This is a genomic window from Catenulispora yoronensis, from assembly GCF_039531695.1.
Classification (GTDB): Bacteria; Actinomycetota; Actinomycetes; order Streptomycetales; family Catenulisporaceae; genus Catenulispora; species Catenulispora yoronensis.
The window spans coordinates 1-20,470 of record NZ_BAAAQN010000017.1; the positions used below are offsets into that span (position 1 = coordinate 1).

The window sequence follows — 20,470 nt, forward strand, 5'->3', positions numbered from 1 at the left end:
TACCCGCAGCACAGCGCAGAATCAGGACCCCGTCACGACTCAACGAAAACCGCCACCACCGAGCCACGACCCCTGCTTCAAATCGCGACTCACGTGGCGACGGCCAAACATCAACTCAGCTCACTAGCCCTGAGTAACCAGGTTGCGCGCAGGAGATGCTCGCATCGAACGCCTTCCGGGCCTCGTCAAGGAGTCCTAGGTCCTCCGCGGTCGATCCGGCCTCGTAGAGTGCCGCTGCCCGAAGACCCGAGTGCGCAGAGGCGGCTGTCCTGCGGAACTCTTCCAAGGCTTCGTGTCGTTTCCCCAGGTCGCGAAGTCTTCGGGCAGCGGCAAGGACCATTTCGATATCGGTGGGATCGGGCGATGGGGATCGGTGCGCCTGTTCTGTGCTGTGTCGAGCGTGCAGGAGGTACTCGCGAAGCGCTGATGCTGCGACGTGGCCGCCATGCTCACCGCTCACGCATTCCCAGGCTTCGAGGACGCGTTCGAGATCGTCGATCGACCCGCGGGCAAAAGCGAGTAGCGTTTCTGCTCGCAGCGCCAAATCCGGCAGAGGACCATCCGAGAAGTCGCGGCTGAGTGCGTCGATAGCTTCTTCCCAGTTGCCGAGCATGGCGTGAAGGCGGCCTAGTTCGAACCAGGACATGAGCGCATGCGCGTCGCCCGGCCATTGGGTCGCGAGCGTCCAGTATTCGATTGCGTGGTCGAAGTCTCCTTCGTTGTGGAACATTCGCCCCAGCAGGTCGGCCGCTGCGCAGGCCTCATCGGATGGTCCGATATCGATGACGGCGACCAGCGCACTCTTGGCGGCGGATGCGTTGCCCAGCTTCTGATGCAGGCGTCCGAGCAGAAGGTTCGCCAGTGTGGCCTGCTCCGACGATGTCGCCGCCTTGGCCGCCGCCTTCGTCGCGTGGAGAAGCTTCCCTTGTGTCTCGGCTGCGAGCGCGAGATTGAGGCACTCATGGGGATCGAGCATCGTGATGAGCGCGGGCCACAGAGCGTCGGGAATCCTCCAGGTCGCGCGATCCTCGCTCAGCTGGTCCGAAATAGTCCATGACGGTCCGCTTCGATGGCGCCTCATGACCACCATCGGCGGAACGTCGTGGCCAGGATTCCGCGCCCACTCCATTCCCGTCGCGAAGAGGTCGTCTGAAACGGGAAGATCGTGGATCTCCGCGAAGTGAATGGGAAAGAGCTGCTTCAGTTCATCCTCCAGCAGTGGCCGGATCACGCCGACACGTCGGGCGTCGACGATGCTGCGCACCACAGCCACTCCTGGCAAGTCCTGGGCCGTATTCAGCCGGAGCCACGCCAGCTGCGGATGGCCGTGCACCTCGGCCGGCACCACCTCGCCACCGCTCACGTCCCAGATCTGCTCGGCCAGCTCGGGGTCACGCGGCAGGTGGATGAGATGCGCGCGCTTGAGCGCGGCTCTTGCGGTCGACATCCGGTTGGTTCGGGAGCTGAGGATCGTGGCGCACTCGGCTGCTGAGATAGTTGCCACGATGGCGGCATGCCCGGTCAGAACGTCCAGTTTCTCGTGGGCAAGGTGGTCCAGGGCCGCCGCGCTCAAGCTGTCCATCCAGATCAGGCTGGGCCCGGCCGCCGGGACGAGCGCGCTGCCCGAATCGGCGAGGTTGGCGACTGCGGCGCTGTCGCGCGGTATGAGGACCTTCGTCTCAGGACGGAGTGCACTGGTGACAGCGGTCCATGCGGAGGTTGACTTGCCGACGCCATCGTCGCCGTACACGAGGATGAACGGGTACGGAGCAGTTTGCGAGGCGAGCGCCGCCCACATCTCCTCGTCGAAGTCCGCGCGCGGCAAATAGCCGCTGCGCGCGGGTCGGGGTCTGCCTTCCCAGCTGGTGACTAGATCGTCGAGGGTGTGGAACGGCGGCCGCCGCATCTGGCCGGGGGGCAGGACGGAGAACTGCTCGATCAGCTCCAGTCGCGCTTTGTTGGCGTTGCGCTTGCTGCGCTCGATGTCCCGCACGACGAGTCCGTGCAGTCTTCTCCACTCCTCCAAGTTCGCCAGGCGGGGATCCAAGCCCAGGTTTTTATCTCGGGCGTGGGCTATTAGGGCCTGGACGACATTGGAGAGCGTCTCCCAGGGCGGCGCCCATTTGCGCTGGCCGGCGAGCAACTCACTGATGGTCGCTCTGGCGGGCCCGTGCTTGGTGAGCTTGTTGATATCGCTCAGCGACGGGTGTCCGGCTTGCCGTCGGAGCTCACGCAGCTCACTCGAGAGCCAGGCCACCGACCACTCGCCGTCTTGACGATCACCATCCGTAGCGTCGCGCATGCAGGCACCATACATCAGGGTTCTGTGATCAATGCGGCGTCTGGAATCGTTCGACATCGTTCGGGATCGGGCCACCTCCCGTCGGTGTCGCGGCACATTTGTCTTCACTGCGGTGGACGCTTCCGCAAGCCGAATGGGAAGGATTACCTTGAAGATCTTTGATGAGAGGATCGTATTCGTCCTCGTCGCGATGCTGATCGTCGCGGCGCTGTTGACGAGTCTGGCCCTGGCCGCCGGCAGCACGTGGCCGACGGCGCTGCTGGCGGGAGGGGGTGGCGCGTGGGGTGTGTTGTCCACATTGCCATCCATCCTGAGGTGAGGTGAGGGTGTTTAGCTGGCCTCGGCTCATATAGACCCTTTCCGGCCGTTCTTGACGGGCAGTCCAATCAGAGCCGAGTTGTCCATGGTGGCCGGGACAAGGCCCGAGGGCAGCCGGAGCCGTGGCGCGGGCTGGAGGCCCAACAACGGGGTTCATCGGCTGGCCAAGGACGCGGTGCCCCGCCATGTGCGCTGACGAGCTGCGGCAGTTGAGACCGTCATCAGGCAGAAGGTCCATTGGCTCTATTGGCTCTATTGGCTCAGGTCCACTTCTAGCCGCCGTACCCAGTCCGATCCAGGCCGCTGCAAACAGTGGCTGGGCAGCGACCTTCTCAAGGCCGCTGCCCAGCCACGTAGCGTCTATATCAGAAGCCTGAGCGCATATTCGACCATCCGCTGCCGATCAGGATCGCGTTGCCGAATGTGCCCAAACCCGATCCGCCGGTGCCGGGGTAGGCGTACATGTTGCCGTCGGCTGCGACCGCGACGATGTCGAGGCGCTGGTCGCCGGTGACATCGCCGAGGTTCAGCTGGGTCATGCCGGCCCAGGCGCTGCCGACTTGGCTTGAGGCGCCGAACGCGATCGTGCCGATTCCTCCAGTGCTTGGGTAGAGATACAAGTTGCCGGTCGTGCTGTCGACGGCCAGGAGATCGGCTTTGCCGTCCCGGGTGATGTCGCCGAGCATCATGTGAGTCCACGAGGTGGACCAGCCCGATCCCACCAGGACGGACGATCCAAATGTCCCGGTGCCCGTGCCGCCGGTGCTCGGGTAGGCGTACAGGCCGCCGTCGCTGGCAAACCCGAGAAGGTCCGCCTTGCCGTCGCCGTTGACGTCGCCGAGCATTAGGTGGCGCCAGTTGGATCCCCAGCCGACGCCCAGTAGGACCGACGGGCCGAAGGTGTTGGCGCCGGTTCCGTTGGTGCCGGGGAACATCACCAGATCTCCGGTGCCGCTATTGACGACGACGAGGTCGGGGTAGGTGTCGCCGTTGACGTCGCCGACGAGCAGGTCGTCCTGGGTCAGGGTGGTGCTGAACCCAGACCCGATCTGAACACGGGTGCCGAACGTGTTGGTGCCGGTCCCGCCAGTGCCGGGGTACAGGTACAGAACGTCGTTCGGGTCGACCGCGACCAGGTCGATTTTGCCGTCGTGGTTGAAGTCGGCCATGGTCCCGCTGATCGAGCCGGGAGCGTCCATGAGGTTGTACAGCGGCCCGCTGCCGCCGTTGAGAGTGACACTGCCGTCGGTCTGTACCACCAGGGTGAAGGCGTTCTTGCTGGTGGTGCCGGTACTCCAGATGGAGCTGCCGAACAGTGTCCCGGTGGCGTCCATCAGCGGCATGCCCGCTCGGATGACCAGGTTGCCGTCCTGCTGAAGGGCCAGCGTTGCGCCGGGGTTGCCGGCGGTGTCGGAGGCCCAGACGGCCTGGCCGTTCTTCTTCAGGACCAGGTTGCCGTCGGTCTGCCAGGTCAACGTGGACTGCGGCCCGGACCAGGTGATCGGCCCGGCGGAGGCCGGGTACACGGCGCCGTCCAGGAAAGTCCCGACTGCCCCGGTGGCCGGTGTGGCGGTCTGGCCGCCGGCTGCGATCCGCAGATAGCAGGAGGCTGTGGTTGCCGACTTGGCGCCGGTGGTGCTGTCGGAGCGGGCTGCGAAGGCGTATTCGTGACCGTTGGTCAACTGCGGTGTGGCCAAGCTGACCGCTGTTCCTGCGGAGGTGGTGGAGTTCGCCCCCCGGTAGTAAAGCGGGGTGGCCGCGGAGGGGTCGGTGACGTCCCGCATCTCGAAGTCGGCGCGCCACGCGGCGTTGGCCAGAGTGGCCCCCAGGCTGGGAGTCAGCGTGGTGCTGACCGCCGGGTGCGCCGGGTCGGTGTTGCAGGCCACTGGCGCGCCGTCGGAGCTGGTGAGCGCGGTCGGAGTGGACAGGGGGAAAGTGAGGCTGGTGGGCGGAGTGAATCCGGTCTTCTGGTACAGCTCGTTTGCCAGTCCCGCGCTGAAGGATTGCTGGTAGGCGCGTACGTCAGCGATGCCGCCGCCGACGTAGTTGTTGGCTGCGCCGTTGTAGAAGCCGCGTCCGATGACCAGGGGGCCCGTCGAGGCGATCGGTGTGGTGTCGGTCGCGGTGCCGACCACTTGCCCGTTCACATAGAGCGTCATGGCGCCGGTCGCCGCGTCCCAGCTTGCGATGAGGTGAGTCCAGGTGTCCGTTTTTGGCGATCCGGCAGAGGAGTTCGCCCGTACGAAGCCGGCGTTGGCCGCATCGGTGGTGGCGCGCCCGAAGGACCATACATTGCCCGAAGCACCATTGTTCTGGAACTCGAGGTGGAAGCCTCCGGATTGGCTGCCCTGTTGGGTGACGAAGGTCTGGTAGTTGGCCAGAGAGTTGATGTAGACCCACGCCGAGACGGTGAACGATTTGGTGGTGTCGATTGCCGCGGCCGCTGTGGCGAGATATCCGGTTGAGCCATCGAGCAGTGCGTAGCCGCTCGAAGCGAGGCTGGCGCCGCCCGAAACGGTGGCCGGTAGCGGATTGTCGAGACTGCGATCGCTCGCAGCGGTGCCCTGGCCGTCGTTGAGCGTCCAGTCGTGGGGCTGAGGCGCAGTCCACAACGGTGTGGTGCCGCTGCGGAGACTCAGGCTGCCGTCGGCGGCGAGCAGAAGTGCGTTGACTCCCTGCCCTGCGACGTTTGTCGACCACAGCGGGTTTCCATTGACCGTACCGGTGCTGGTGACGGATGGCGGGGCGCCGTAGATGGCGACGTTGCCGTCGTTCTGAAGGACAAGCACGTTGTTGGAGGTCCCGCTGACCGCTCCCCACAGCAGGGTATTGTCACCGTTGCGGTACAGAGCGAGGTTTCCGTTGACCCACTTGAGGGTGCTCTTTGGCCCCGTCCAGGTCTGTGGGGAGCCGGCCGGGTACGAGGTGTTGTCCAGAGGCAGGCTTACTGCGCCTGTGGGTGTTGCTTTGGCCCCGCTGATGATCGCCCAGAGGTAGCAGGTGGCCGAGACTGGGGAGACGATGCCCGCGCCGTCAGTGGTACGCGCTGCGAAGGCGTATTCGTGGCCGTTGGTGAGAGCTGGAGTGGTAAGGGCCGATGTCGGCCCCGTTGAACCTGTGGAGTTGGCGTCGCCGATAGCGATCGGTGGGCCGGTCGACGGGTCGGTGAGGTCGCGGATTTCGAACTGTGCCGACAGGCCAGTCGCGACAGTGGCGCTCAGAGTAGGAGTCAGTGAGGCTGAAGTCGGTGCGGTGGCCGCTGATGTTGCGCACGGGGTTGTGGTGGTGCCGTCGCTGCTGGCCAACGTCCCAGGTGTGGCTGGTGTGATGGTGAGGACCTGTGTACTGGTCGCGGTTCCTCCCGCGGTGTCGGTGACGGTGACCTTCGCCGTGTAGTCACCGCCGGAGGTGTAGGTGTGGCTTGCTGTGGCGGTAGTGCCGGTCGATACGGGCGTGCCGTCTCCGAAGTCGAAGGTGTAGCTGGAGATCTGGGCCAGACCCGGGTAGGACTTGGTCGCGTCGAACCCGACGGTGGCGGGAACGATCAGCTGTGGATTCGCCGGGCCGGTGATCTGCAGGCTGCTGGCCGGTCCCACTCCGTGCGAAGGCCCGATGATCAGGTTGTTCAATGCCAGTTGATAGCCGGAGGCCGCGCTGTTCTTGCCACTGACGGTGAATACGAAGCTGTGGTTGCCGACGGTCAGGTGTCGGGCGCCGTAGTAGGCCTGGGCGGTTCCTGCTTGTGGTGCGTAGCCGTCCACAGTGAACGGTAGCGATTGGCTGCCATCGACGCTGACCTGCATGGTGCCGTTACCAGGTCCGGTATTGATGGCGGACATGATGTAGAAGTCGCCCTCGTAGGGGACATACCAGTTCAGTCCGTAGCTGGAGCCGATGGTGCCGTTCAAGGTGTAAGTGTCGCCGTTGACACTGGTCGGCGCGGTGGCGTGGGTACCCCAGGGAGCTATGGTTCCGGCACTGACGTACATCCAGGTCCCGGCCGCGGCGGGAGCTTTGAACTGCTGTGCCTGACCGTCATTGCAGTCGTAGATCCACAACTGCTGCTGAGTGTTGGTGGTGTCCCCGCCGTTGGCCAGGCAACGGGCGGAGTTGGGGTTGTAGATGTTGTACCAACCGTGCAGGCCGTTGCTTGCCGCACCGGCTGAAGGGCGGAGCACCCATTGCTGATTTGCGGCTGGCAGCCCGTTCACGAGGGTACAGGCGTTGAGCTGGACGGGAGCGTGGTTCATAGTGCCGGCGTTGGCGCCGTAGTTGCCGTCGGCGGTTTGGTCTGGGGTCAGCACCCTGTAGCCGGGCACGTCCAGGGCTATTTCCAGACACTTGCCGCGGTCGGCGGCGTACTGGATGGTGCCGTCGCTGTTGATGACCCAGCTCTGGGTGACCTGCCCGTTGCAGGTGTAGTTCCACACGATGGTCTTCGCGTTGGCGGCGGGGTCCTGCAGGTCAATGCACAGTTGCGGATTGCCGCTGGTCTGGCCCTCGCCAAGCGCTATCGATCCAGCTGGTGTCGTGACCGGGCTGCCGTCGACCGAGCTGATGTTGTTGACGTTGGTCCAGGAGTTGCGGGTCGACGGCCAGGAGTTGTTGATCGGGGTGATCGGGCCGTTCGCGGAGCCTGGCAGCATCCTGAGTGTGCCGTTGGACTCGATGTCCCACAGCGCGGGGTATCCCGTTTGGGCGACGCTTCCGGCCGAACTGGGGTTGCCGGCGGCGATCAGGGTGTCTTTGCCGTACCCGCCCTGGGCGCCGATGGTGGCGGCGTTGGCCATGTTGCCCAGGCTGGTGGGGTCTTCGACGCCATTGCGGTCGTACGTGTTGGTGATCTGCCACAGGTTGCCAGTAGTGCGGTCCCGGGCCCACAAGTTGGGCAAGGACCCTCCGGGATTGACGCCGGGCGTGATCAGGTCGGTGTCGAGCCAGTTGAATTTGCTGTTGTCAGTGGACAGCAGTACTGGGTTGGTGAGCTGACCCAGGCCGGAGCCGGCAGAGAACATCCAAACGCTGCCACCGTGGTTGCCGTCGTCTTCGACCGTAATGAGGTTGGTGCGTCCAGCGAAGTTGCCGGGCTTGTTCCCAGCGACATTACCGAAGGCCAGAATCTGGGTTACGTGCGACCAGTCCGGCGAGTAGGCACCGCCGGCACAGTACCTGTTGGCTGTTGATGGGGTACACGGCGGACGGGTGACCAATACTTTGTGGTTCAGGGCATACATGTCGGTGTTGACCGTGCCGCCGAAGACATTGCTGTTGAGGTAGTAGTACAGACTCTGATTTGTTTTTGAGTAGGCGAACATATCGTCCACTGCGATACCGCGCAATGCGCCGCGGTGAGTGACGAGGGTATTGGCCCAGGATGCGCCGTCCGGCGCGGCAGTGGCCGGAGCGGCTTCGACAGCGTTGTGGACGTTGCTGCCCAGCAGGTTCGGGTCGGTGTTGCCCGGGAAGGTCAGCAGCCGGGCGTTGTTGTTTGTGTCTGGCTCGACTGACAGTACGTCCGGGACCCCGTCTCCGGTGATGTCGCCGAGAGCAGCAACGGCGCCGGTAGTACCCGGAAGGTAGAACTGGTAGACCCCTACTGGGGAGACATTTCCGGCAAGGTCCACTGCCCGGATCCACACGGTGTTCGTGCCCATCGTTGTCACACCCGCTGGAATCGGAACCGTGGCCGTGGCGCCGACTCCTACGTTTCCTGAGCTGGTAGGTGCGGCGGAAAGGCAGCCGCGAGTGTTGGTGCGGGTGCAGGAGTAGCCAGACTGCGTGGAGGGGATCGTCGACGGGTCGTCGTTGATGACGTACTCGAAGTGATCGATGTTCACGCCGTCAGTGTCGACGTTGAAAGTAATGCCGGCACCGGCTTTGGTCGCGGACATGCCGCTCTTTGAGCTGTAGCCGAGCCCTGGGAAGTCGCCGGGGTCTGTCTCGGACGGGGCCTTGGGAGCCTTAAACGCAACTTTGAAATAGCAGGCTTCAGTTTCCTCGGTGAAGGCGTCACCGATGGCGGGATCGAAGACATAGGTGCTATAGCGATATGTATGACCGTCGATCAATGGATAGAGAGTGTTGTTCTGAGTGATGGGAGTCGAGGTCATCGATCCGAGGACAATGCTTCCCGGGTCGGTGGTGCCAGCCGGGCCGCCAGCGTTGACTTGATAGAATCCCGACGCAGGAATGACTTGGCCGAAGTTGATCCCTTCCTGAGGCTGCACGTTGGTGACGTCGGCGAACTGAAACTGTCCATTGACGGTAACAGGGTCGACGTTTCCGATGTCGGCGTGCAGCGTGATCTGATTGCCGAAGTTCTTGCTGATGTAACCGATGGTCGACGGCGGGCCGCCGTACTCGGGCAGCGACTGGACGCCCGCTGCGTTGTTGAGCTCATTTCGACAGTTTGGCGTGCCGGATACTGGGCCGTTGAAGACGATCGGCGGGGTCGTGGAGATCGAGTGGGTCGCATCGTAGGCAACATACGGTGTTGAACGGTAGGTAATGGTAAGGGCGGCCGTCTGGCTGTAGAAGGACCAATAGGTGGCGGAAGTGTTGTTCTCTTGATCCAGCCGGACCCCGAGCGTTGCGTAGGGCGAAGGATTGGGGGAATCATATTGGTTTGCGAAGATGGACTGGACCTGTGCGGTGTCGTCGATGCTCAAGGTCGCGCCGTCAGCACAGCTGCTGGCGGAGATTGCGCTATTGGGATTGAGCAGAATTGCCATCTGCCCCCATATCCCGTTCGTGTTGTCAGTGACGGCATTGGCCCACGTCACCGGTCCGCCGATGGGGCCGGTCCGGTAGATACGAAAACCATTGAAGCCACAGCTCGGTGCGCTGTGCACGCTCAGCTTGAGCGTGGCGCTCGTAATGTTGTCATAGTTTGCCGATGGGTCATTAGTGACGGTACTACCTGGAATGGAATTATATGGGTTGTTCGTTGTCAGTGGATTGACTACGTCGAAAGAGAACAGCGAGCGGACTGCGCCCACGGACCCGGCTACCGGGTCGTATCCGGCGCGCATGTAGGAATCACAGTTCGCCGACAGCGAAGGGTTACCCTTGTAAATCTGAACGCATTGGTAGTTGGCGCCGTTGATAGTCGGATCTATGAACACGGGATATTTTGTCCCGGGGTCGGTGAGCAGACTTTGATCCGGGACCAACGACGCATCGCCGCCGGCGATTTTCAGCGGCATGACCGCGCTCTTGGCGCCACGTCGTGGCCCGTCGGCCGCACTGAGGGCGCCGCTACCCACCGCGGCGATCGCGGAACTGCCGGCGACGTCCTGGTCGGTACCGCTGGAGTCCCACATTTGCGGGACCGGGCCGGTGAACACTTGGCGGCCCTGCTCGTCCACGGCGCTCAAGCCACCGCCGTCGGTGGCCTTGATCGTCAATCCGTCGCCGGTTATTCCGAAACGCAGTGTCCGCAGCGCCGGGTTGGCCGCGGCCTTGGCGTCGGAGACGACCAGGACCTCACGGATCCCGTCGGCGGTGGCGGTGACCCGCAGGTCGACCCCGGGCAGTACCTGCGGATAGGTGGCGTTCCCGCCGTCGACCTGCGGTGTGGGCAGCGGGCCGAGCGGCCAGGTGACAGTGGTCTTTTTTCCCCCCAGCGCGACGCTGGCCAGCGGACCGTCGCCGCCATTGGACAGCATGATCTGAGCGGTGGCGGCCTTCGGCTTCAGGCTGCCGTCCGAGGATTTGGTCAGCGTGGTGTCGATGGGCTGCCAGGTGCCATTGATGGCGGTGCGGACGGGTCCGGGAGCGATCGTTGCCGTGAGAGAGCCGTCCGGATTGGCCACGGTGGTCGAGCTCTCGGTGGTCAGGTCCGGTACCGCGGTGGGTTTCCCCGCCTTCTTCGCCGCTGCGATTCCGGTGGCTTCTGCCGCACGATGCTTGGCAACCGAGCTCTCGTCAGCACCCTTGGAATCACCGCCGGTGGCGGCTTTCGCCGCGTTCTGTGAATCAGTCTTCGATGGATCCGGGGAGAGATCGGTGGGGCCGGTATTCGTGCCGGGCGGCAGTTTCTTGTCCAGGGTCGGCCGCGGCACCAGGTCGGGGATGGTGACGCCGGGATTGTGATGCTTTTTGGCCTGCCCAGGCGGTTCCGGCGGCTTGTTGCTGTCCGCACGCGCCAAGCCGGGCATCGTCGCGACGATCAACGACGCGGTCCCCAACCACGTCGCCGTCCGGACCCATGGTCTCTGTCGTCGATTCCTGAGTCGCTTGCTCGGAAGGGATGGGGGCGTCGCCGTCGGCATAGTTCTGATCCCCTGTGTGGTTGCGATCGCGGTCCGTACCGCTGTGATCACGAGTCGAACGGGCGATCGAAACATAGACGGCGGAGTCAGCCTTCGACAAGTAACTGTCTGTGAAGCGATGTTCACCCTGAAGGTAGGGGGTGTGATATGTGTCACATGCGAGAACGGTTTTGCCACGTCGTGATCCGTTTAGCGGCACGTAGATCGTTTGTTCGAGTCGACGGAAAAATTATCAGAACTCTGATTCGTCGGGTCCGGGTTGTTGAGGTTGTGACAGGGGTCTGGTTCCCGCTGCTGAACCGCCACTACAGTGCGCGCTGATTGCTATCGGGACCACAGGGTGCGTCGGCGCGTCCGGTGCGGGGATCATGGGGGTGGCCATGTTCGGCTTTGCTGATGCGTCGACGCGTTCTCGCCAGCGCTCACGCCGGCGCAGCCGGTGGGTCGGACTGGTGGCCACGGTCGCCGTGGCTGTGACCGTGCTCGCTGCCCCGACACAGGGCGCCGCCGTTCCGCACGACTCGAAGCCCAAACCAGGCAAGTACAACGGCAAGGCGATGGCGCTGGAAGCGTCGGTGCCCGGCGCGCCATGGAAGTCTTCACCGATTGCTCTGCCGCCTACCGCGCCGCAACTGGTCCTCAAAGCGAAAGACTTCCCCTCACCTGCGCGTGCTCAGGTGACCTTGCCTAAGACGCGCACTGATCTGGCGCGGGACCTGCGTTCGCAGTTGGTACGGGCGACCGGAACTCCGGTCCTCATTGGTCCGGCCACAATGAGTGCTACTCCCAGTGCCGGCGCGGCGACCGTCCATGATGGTGGTGGAACCACAGCCGCGACGGTGGCATCACCGGATGCGGTATCGGTGTCGGTGAGCGACCACTCGTCGGCAACGGCGGCCGGCACGGCCGGGGTACTGGTGTCGCTGGCGCGGGCGGACGGGCAGTCTTCGGCGGCGTCGGTCGACGTCGCGGTCGACTACTCCTCGTTCTACCAGGCGTTCGGTGGGGACATGTCGGACCGAATGCGGCTGGTCGAGTTGCCGACCTGCGCGCTGACCACGCCACAGGTTGCTGCCTGTCGTGTGCAGACACCGATCACTTACACCAACGATCCGACGACCAAGCAGCTGGTCGCGACGGTGACGCTACCGGCGGCGGCTTCGGGAGCGGAACCGAATCCGCCGGCGTCCTTCAGCACGTCCGCCCAACCGTCCCAGGCACCTGTCACTCCCGCACCCACATCGACGGCGACCAGACCTGATGCTGCTGCGAACGCTGCGGCGGCCAATGGCAAGCCAAAGCCATCGCCGACGCAGAGTGTGACTTCGTCCTCGCCAAGCCCCACGCAGTCGCCGTCGGCACCTTCGGGATCGACTCCGTCACCTTCGTCGGGCCAGAGCGCGATGCCGACGATGGTGTTGGCAGCGACAACCGCGCCGAGCGGTGCGACCGGGAACTACACCGCGACTTCGCTGTCGGCGTCGAACCAGTGGGGCGAAGGCGCCAATAATGGTTCGTTCACCTACTCCTACCCGATCACCTTGCCCGCGAGCCTGGCTGGAAGCGCACCGAGCGTCGACCTCGGCTACGACTCAGGAAGCGTTGACGGCAAGACCGCGGTTGAGAACTCTCAGCCTTCGTGGATTGGCGAAGGCTGGGACTACAGCCCTGGCTTTATAGAGCGCAGCTACGTGCCGTGCGCGAAGGCTCAACCAACCACCTACCCGACTTCCGGCGACAGCTGCTTCGCCCGCGACAGCCACGGCAACTTGCTACCGGCGATCTCACTGTCGTTCGGGTCCCACGGCGGTGTATTGGTGCCGACCGACAGTACCAACACGTCCTTTCGTCTGCCGACTGACGATGGCACCCAGGTTGATGTCTTGCAGGGGGAGCTGGGCAACGGCACACGTACTGGCGAGTTCTATCGTGTACGTAGCCCTGATGGAGCTGTGGCCTTCTTTGGCGCGGAGACCCTTCCCGACGTCTCAGCCATGACGGCAGCCGCAGGTTCGACCGTCGCGGTCACGACAGGCGTGGGCACTGGTTCCACACTGCGCGAGCCAGTGTTCAACGACTCAGTGGCTTCAGGCTGCCAGGACCCGACGAAAGTCACCGACCCGGCAGCCAGTGGGACCAACTGCCAGCAGGGATATCGCTGGAACCTGGCTTTCGTGGCCGATCCGCACAGCAACGTGACTCGCTTCAGCTACACATCTGAGCAGAACTGGTATGGCCGCGGCACCAGCCTGAAGCCAACGGCGTATACCCGTGGCGCGGTACTCAACAAGATCGACTACGGATGGCAATGGTCGGATATCGTCGCCGGCGGCCAGCACCAGCCCGCTTCGAGGGTGATCTTCAATACGGTGAATCGCTGTGTCGACCCGGCGATCGATGAGGGCTATGACAGTGCGTCGAGTTCGGGCGGTGGCTATGGGGTCGGCACGTCGGGTTGCGCCAACGCGGCACTCGCATCGGTGCCGAGCGCACAACTTGTCGACACTCCCTACGACCAGAACTGTCCCTCCGGCGGTGTGACCAACGGCCAGTGCCCGACGACATCGCCCACCTTCTGGTCGACGCGGCGCCTGGCCGGGATCACGACACAGGTCGCGGTCAACGGCAGCTACCAGAATGTGGACCATTGGGACCTGTTCGATCAGTTCCACAACAGCAGCTCGGCGATGTGGCTCGCGGCCATTCGGCGCTGTGCGGCCTCCGTGGTCAAGACCAACGGGGCGTGCCCGCCGGCACAGAACGGTGTCGCCGGCCAGTCGTCCATGCCCGACGTGCAGTTCGGCGCGAAGTCGATGAACCAGCGTGTCCCCGGTGTCACCGGGACCAATGTTCCGCCGAACCTGCCGCTCTATCAGCGAGACCGGCTGGCCACCATCTTTGACGAGCTCGGGGCCACGACGACTGTCGGGTACGACGACCCGACCGTCAACCCGCAGTCAGGCAAGAGCAACTACGATCCGCTGGGCTGCATCGCGCCTCCGACCGTCGCGCCGGACTGGCACAACACCAAGCTTTGCTATCCGGAGTACTGGACCGGCGACGGATACTCGCAACCTTTCACCGACTGGTTCCAGAAGTATGTGGTGACGTCGATCCAGGCCACTGACAACACCTGGCAGGCCAACGCCTGGAACGGCGGCGCACACAACACCACGACCAGTTTCACCTACGGCAGCGGCACGAGCACCATCTACAACACAGCCGCGTCCAACGGGGCTGGCGTGGCATGGCACTCCAACGACTCGGAGCTCGTCACCGATCCGGCCAGTCGCACCTATGACCAGTACCGCGGATTCGCGGTGGTGACGACCACCATCGGAGACAACACTGAGGCAGGCCACCCTACGTCTCAGAACACCACCACCTATCTGCGTGGGATGGACCAGGACCCGGACAAGGCCGCTGCGACTGCGGGGACATGCGTACAGGGCACTACGATCACGCCTGCCGCTGACTGCACCCCATTTGCTTTTACCGATGACATCTCCGGGGTTTCGACGGTCGACGACAACGCGCTGGCCGGCACGGCCATCGAGACGCAGACGGTTGACACAGTTACTGGCCAGGTAATCACCTCTTCCACCGTCCCGTGGAAGTCGTCTCCGGTCGCAGAGCACCAGCGGTTCCCGACCACTCTCCCCTATCTGCGCTCACGTCAGCTGGGGGCGGCGCGAACCTTTACCCGGGCCACTCTGTCTACCGGTGCTCCGCAGGTGACTGAGACCCAGTACTGGCACGACAAACTCCAAGACGGCAGAGTTGTTGCTACTCGTGTGCTCGCGCCGACAGTGGCCGATGGCACGAGTGAGGTTTGTACGTCCATCGCTTATGCTCAGCCAGACTCAAGCAGGCCGTGGATGACGGCATATGCCGCTTCTAGCACCACTACTGCGGCGCCTTGCCCGTATACGCAACCTGTATATGGTGATCCGCTACCTGGTCCCGGGCCGACCGGTTCCGTATTGTCCGCAACCCGAACCTTTTACGACAACGGTGCGAGCTGGCCAACCGTGGTCAGTAAGGGAGACGTCACCCGTACCGAGGTCGAGACCGGCACGTCGGCTGCTCCTGGTCCGTTCCAGATGAGCAACACCGCGTCCTTCGACGTGTACGGACGCCAATTGTGGGCCACCGATGCCGCTGGCACTAAAACCACAACCACCTACACGCCAGCTAGTGCATCCACCCCGTCGATGGAAGTTCCGACCGACATCACGGTTACCGGTCCCGACCCCACGACCGGCGCGCAGACGTGGATCAGCCGTACGCACCTGGACCCCACCCGAGGCCTGCCGCTGACGGCTACCGACGTCAATGGTCGAGTAACGTCTATAACGTACGACGCTCTCGGTCGCACCACTGCCGTGTGGCAGCCGGGCCGTACCACCAGCACGGCGTATCCGCCGCCGTCGACGGTCAAGCCGAATACAAAGTTCGCCTACACCGTCAACGGCCATGTCTCCGGTTCTAACAGTGGCGCTGCTCCATCCATTGTCGAGTCGGACGCTCTGCGGGAAGACGGTACTTATGCAGTATCGACCGCCCTCTTGGACTCATTCGGTCGGACTCGCCAAACGCAGACAGTGCCGACTTCGGACGACGCCGGCCGGATCGTCACTGACACTACGTACGACAGTTCAGGACGATCAGACTTTGTATCGGGGCCCTACTACGACTCAACCTCGTCGCCCTCGGGCAACTACTGGGTGGTCCAGGCGCAGTCTGCGATCCCACGCCAGACCCAGACGGACTACGACGGGCTGGGCCGTCCTACCGATCAAATCTCCATTGCCAGTGCCAATGAACTGTGGCGCAGCCATACCGACTACGTCGGAGCTGACCGGGTCGACGTCACCCCACCTTCTGGTGGCATGCGCACCTCCACCGTTACCAACTCGCACGGTCAGACCACAGCGCTGTATACGTACCACGCTGGGGTGCCGTTCGGGACCTTTGACCCGCTGAACGCTGATGCGCTTACGTACGGATATGACGCGGCTGGAAATCAGACCCAGGTCAACCAGGTCATAAGCACAACTACCAGCAACACATGGACCGCTGCATACAACCTCCTGGGCCAGAGGATCACATCGCAGGACCCGGACGCCGGAACCAGTACGTACAAATACGACGTCAACGGCAATCTGCAGAAGGCCAATACGGCGTTCGGCACCGCAGACGCGAAGACGCTCAACTACGTCTACGACCTGCTCAACCGTCGCACTGCCGAGTACTCAGGCGACACGCCGACCGGAACCCCGTTGGCCCAATGGCTCTATGACACGGCGCCGGCACTGACCGCAGCTCAATCGGTGGCGAACCCAGGCTCCGACACCAAGGCGAATCTTGGTCGCGCTGCGGGAACGATCCGCAATACCAACGCTGCGAACCAGTACAAGGAGAGCGTCGGCGGCTACGACGCGACCGGGCATCCCCTGAGCGCGAGCGTCACGATCCCGACCGACGGCACGAACGGGGCGCTGGCTGGTAAGTACACCACCACCAGCCACTACACCGCGTTGGGTCAGCTCACCAGCACAGATCTGCCGATCGGCGGCGACCTCCGACCAGACACGGTTGGTTACGGCTACAACGCCAACGGCCTCATGGTCGGCAGCTCCGACTCCTATGCCGACCTGGTCAGCGACTCCTCCTACACGCAGTACGGCGAGATCATGCGCCGAGTAGTGGGTGACTACCCGAATCAGGTCGTCCAGGACACCGGCTACGACGTTCCCACCCGACGGGTCTTCTCGAGTTCACTCTCGCAGCTGGCGTGGAACGCGCCGATCGACACCACCGCCTACACCTATAACGCAGCAGGCGACGTCACTGCGGCTGTCGATATCCAGGGTGCGGCCGCGGGGTCGGTCAATGGCATCGTGTCTGCCTCGCTGGCTATCGATGCGCAGTGCTATCACTACGACTATGCGAGCCGTCTTGACGCCGCCTGGTCAGACACAGTGCCCGGAAACAGCCCGGCGCAGATCAGTACGACTGTCACCAACACTGTCTTCGGCACGACTACTGCACCAGGCGTCGGCGGACAGTCCGACGTCACTCAGATTCCCGAGAGCGCAAAACCGAAGACTGGCGCCTTGGGCGGCTGCGTTCGTACCGCCCCCACCGAGAACGTCAACAACGCGACCTGGCAGATAGGTGGCCCGCAGCCGTACGGGCAGGTCTTCACATACGACCCGGCCACCGGCAACCGGAAGAGTGAGAAGGACTACTCGGCCAGCGGCACTATCACCACCAACGACGCCTATACCTACAACACGAACCAGCCTCACACGCTGAGCAGCGTCAGCCACTCCGGCGGCACCAGTAACCTCTACTACTACGACGCCACGGGCAACACCAAGCAGCGCACGATCAGTGGCCAGGCCGGCACCCAAACCCTCACCTGGGACGCCGAAAACCGCCTGCAATCAGACTCCGACAGCGCCGATGGCATCGCAGCCGAATACGTCTACGACGCCGACGGCAACCAGCTGATACGCCGCGATCAGACCACCATCACGCTGTACCTGGGCAGTACAGAACTCCACATGGCTCGCACGGGCAGCCAGACGGTTACGGGAACACGGTACTTCTCCGTCTCGGGCGGCCCGACCATCGTCGAGACCGGCACCAGCACGCCCACCCTCAGCTACGAGGCAGGCAACCCCCAGGGAACCGCCTCCACCACGATCGCTGCGAGTCCCACGCAGGCGTCGCAAGCCATCACCGCACGCCGAGCCTATACACCCTTCAACAACCCCCGCGGCAATGGACAGCCCAGCGTCTTCGGCACTTTCCCGGACGACCACACATTCCTCGGCAAAACAACCGATGCTTCCACTGGGCTCGCCGATGTCGGGGCGCGGAAGTACGACCCGAGTATCGGTCGCTTTATTTCCATCGACCCCGTTTTTACTTTGACAGATCCACAGGGAATCGGCGGATACTCCTATTCTGGGAACGACCCAGTCAACGGATCGGATCCGTCGGGACTGATTCGTACTGTCAACAACGATCCGACCGCAAGCTACGCGCCTCTGTATCGAGATCCATGCAATCCAAGCGCTTGTCCGGACCGCCATAGCGGCGACGGGTGTGGATCTTTGTGCGTGATTGCGGGCGCGGGTCATTGGGTCGCCAAGCAAGCGGACTCTGTCTTCCAGGCAACTCCCATTAACCAAGCTATTTCTGCAGGTGCAACGTCGTTTGCAGATAAGACCATCGTCAGTGGTGGGGCCAACGCCCCCTCTGGCCAGGTAGCCACGAAGCCGATCTCGATGGTCGACAGCTATGACACCTGGATGTCTGTTCACGGTATTGCCACGAAGAGGCAGATGGGCGTTGTCTCGAAGGTAATTGACGTCGTGACGATAGTGACGCCGCTTGGTAAAGAAGAAGGCGCTGATATCGCCGAGAATAGCCTTGTCAATTCTGCTGAGAAAATCTCTACTAAGTGCCACAGCTTCGAGGGCGATACTCGGATCTTGATGGCCGATGGCGCGACGAAGCCGATCGAGGACGTCAAGGTCGGTGACGAGATCGAAAACGCTCAGCCTGATGGGGGCGAGGAGCGGCACAAGGTTGACCAGGTCCACAAAACACTAACGGATACTGACTTCACTGACCTGACTGTCAGAACATCATCGGGCTCCCACGTCATCACCGGAACCCAGAACCATCCGTACTACGACGTCACAGAGCACCGCTTCGTGAATGCTTCGGAGCTCAAGCCGGGCGATCGGCTGCAGACCGCCGGCTCCGACACGGTGACCGTGCTTTCAGTACGCAACTACACGTCGTCGATGGTCACGTACGACCTGACCATAGATGGCCTCCACACGTACTATGTAGTCGCGGGCGACACGCCGGTGCTGGTGCACAACTGCGATGATCCTGTCAAGCTTTATCGATCTCCCGGATTGGGCAACAAAGACAGCGAGAGTTCCGGATTGAACGCAGCCAATCACGAAGGAGATCATCCCACTGCATATCTGTCAAATAAGCCGGAGGGTGCAGCGGATTATGCAGGTAATGGGCATGATGATGGGTTTCACGTGTATACTATGAAGCCAGGATTTCGGGAGCGATTCGGCCAATATGAATTCCCCTTGGAAAATACAAACGGACTTCCCGAGGGAACAACTGAGTGGCGGATATCTTCCGACGACTTCGACGAGTTCAACTCGTATATCGACCATGATCAAACCGAGTGGTGGCCTGCGGCTAGAGGTTGGTTCCAGGAGCCATAATGGTATTATCGCACGCTATTGGTACCCTGAAAGGGCGCCTTTTTGACCTAAGAAGTCTCGCTAGGAAAGGAACTCAATATGGATCATCGCATAGTTCGTGACCGTAGGGGCTGCTATTTGGCAGCCTTGGATCGCCTCATTGGTGTACGGGCTGATGTCCATGAGATTCCACCACGGCGAGCGGGGCTTCCTGTGATTACCGCCGTCGTGTACGTTGACGTTCCCGCTCCTGGGTACGTCACTGGGTTCACTTATGGGCTTTCTGAGGTAGATCCACATGATGGTTTCTCGATGGGGTGCGAGATTTCCATGACGGTGCGCTCCGTAGACACGCAATGGGCGATGGTTCCTGCGAGTATGGTAAGTGCGCTTTGGGGTATCGGTTCCTTTCGGGTGGGTCGAGTGATTGGAAGCTCCAGGGCACTGGTCGAGGGCTCGTCGATGACAAGCGTCCTCCTCGCCGAATCGCCAGACGTGGTGAATGGTGGTGTAGTTCCCATTGATGATGGTGCTGTTGCTATTATTGGCGCCTATCCTATTCACGCGTCAGAAAAGGAATTCATCGGCCAGAATGGATTCGATACATTCTGGGCGCTCACTTGGGATCGCTACGACCCATTGCGGTCATCGACTGTCTGATCCGAAATGGAAATGAGGTCGCTATTCGAAGTACAAGATCCGCCTGTTCCTGGTGACGATAGACGGCGTCCGCGAGGTCTGCGACGAGGTGGACTTCGAACGCGGACGTTTCGGCCGCCAACTTCGGCTGAACTACCGGTTCGACGCAGTCTCGTCGATCGGTGTGGATGTTGTCAGTCGCGCCAGTAACTTCCTTGAACTGAGCCTGACCAACGGCCCAGCCCGGAAGATCACTATTACCGAGCCGGTGAACAGTAACTACAGCGCGCCGGAAGAAACCGACGACGAACTCTCAAACCTGAATCTTGAGGCTGCAGGCTTCGTGCACGCCTTGCACATCCTCGAGGGCATCGCCGCCGAGGGAAAGGCGTGGATGGATCGTGACCCGGTGGTGAGCGGGGACGAAGACTGGGGATGGGAACAGTCGGCGTGACTACTACGGCTGGCCCAAGAGAGATCTCGGCATGGTGGCCGATCGAGGACACACCTTCAAAATGTCGGCCTGGGTTGTGGACTCAGCGCGGCATCGCTCCCGACCCCGGCGAGGTTGCACCTGCAGTGCGCCCACGGGACGTAGATCCTTGACGAAACCAGCGCTACGCCGACGTGCGGTCCGATCTTGGCCCCGGGACTGTACACGGTAAGGTCCACCGCTGGCGGAGACA

At 62.7% G+C, this 20,470-nt stretch carries 6 protein-coding genes; 4 read left to right on the forward strand and 2 right to left on the reverse strand.

Features of this window, described 5'->3' with window-relative positions; translation table 11 throughout:
• Nucleotides 1–115: 115 nt before the first annotated feature.
• The gene (locus ABD481_RS16165) at nt 116–2,302 is read right to left on the reverse strand and encodes a tetratricopeptide repeat protein (RefSeq protein WP_344666482.1); all 2,187 of its coding nucleotides are present in this window, start codon (nt 2,300–2,302) and stop codon (nt 116–118) included.
• Nucleotides 2,303–2,450: 148 nt separating this feature from the next.
• Here ABD481_RS16165 and ABD481_RS16170 point away from each other — a divergent pair, with 148 nt between their 5' ends.
• Nucleotides 2,451–2,621, forward strand: a complete 171-nt coding sequence (locus ABD481_RS16170; RefSeq protein WP_344666483.1) for a hypothetical protein — start codon at nt 2,451–2,453, stop codon at nt 2,619–2,621.
• 364 nt (nt 2,622–2,985) lie between these two features.
• Here ABD481_RS16170 and ABD481_RS16175 read toward each other — a convergent pair whose 3' ends face one another.
• The gene (locus ABD481_RS16175; protein ID WP_344666484.1) at nt 2,986–10,794 is read right to left on the reverse strand and encodes a LamG-like jellyroll fold domain-containing protein; all 7,809 of its coding nucleotides are present in this window, start codon (nt 10,792–10,794) and stop codon (nt 2,986–2,988) included.
• 479 nt (nt 10,795–11,273) lie between these two features.
• On the opposite strand from ABD481_RS16175, the gene ABD481_RS16180 reads away from it, so the two are divergent.
• From ABD481_RS16180 to ABD481_RS16190, 3 genes are all read left to right on the forward strand, one after another.
• A complete protein-coding gene (locus ABD481_RS16180) occupies nt 11,274–19,166 on the forward strand; it encodes an RHS repeat-associated core domain-containing protein (protein ID WP_344666591.1) in 7,893 nt (2,630 codons plus the stop codon).
• Between the two features lie 78 nt (nt 19,167–19,244).
• Complete coding sequence (locus tag ABD481_RS16185) at nt 19,245–19,805, forward strand: suppressor of fused domain protein (RefSeq protein WP_344666485.1); 561 nt, start codon at nt 19,245–19,247, stop codon at nt 19,803–19,805.
• Between the two features lie 52 nt (nt 19,806–19,857).
• Complete coding sequence (locus ABD481_RS16190; protein ID WP_344666486.1) at nt 19,858–20,238, forward strand: hypothetical protein; 381 nt, start codon at nt 19,858–19,860, stop codon at nt 20,236–20,238.
• Nucleotides 20,239–20,470: the final 232 nt, after the last annotated feature.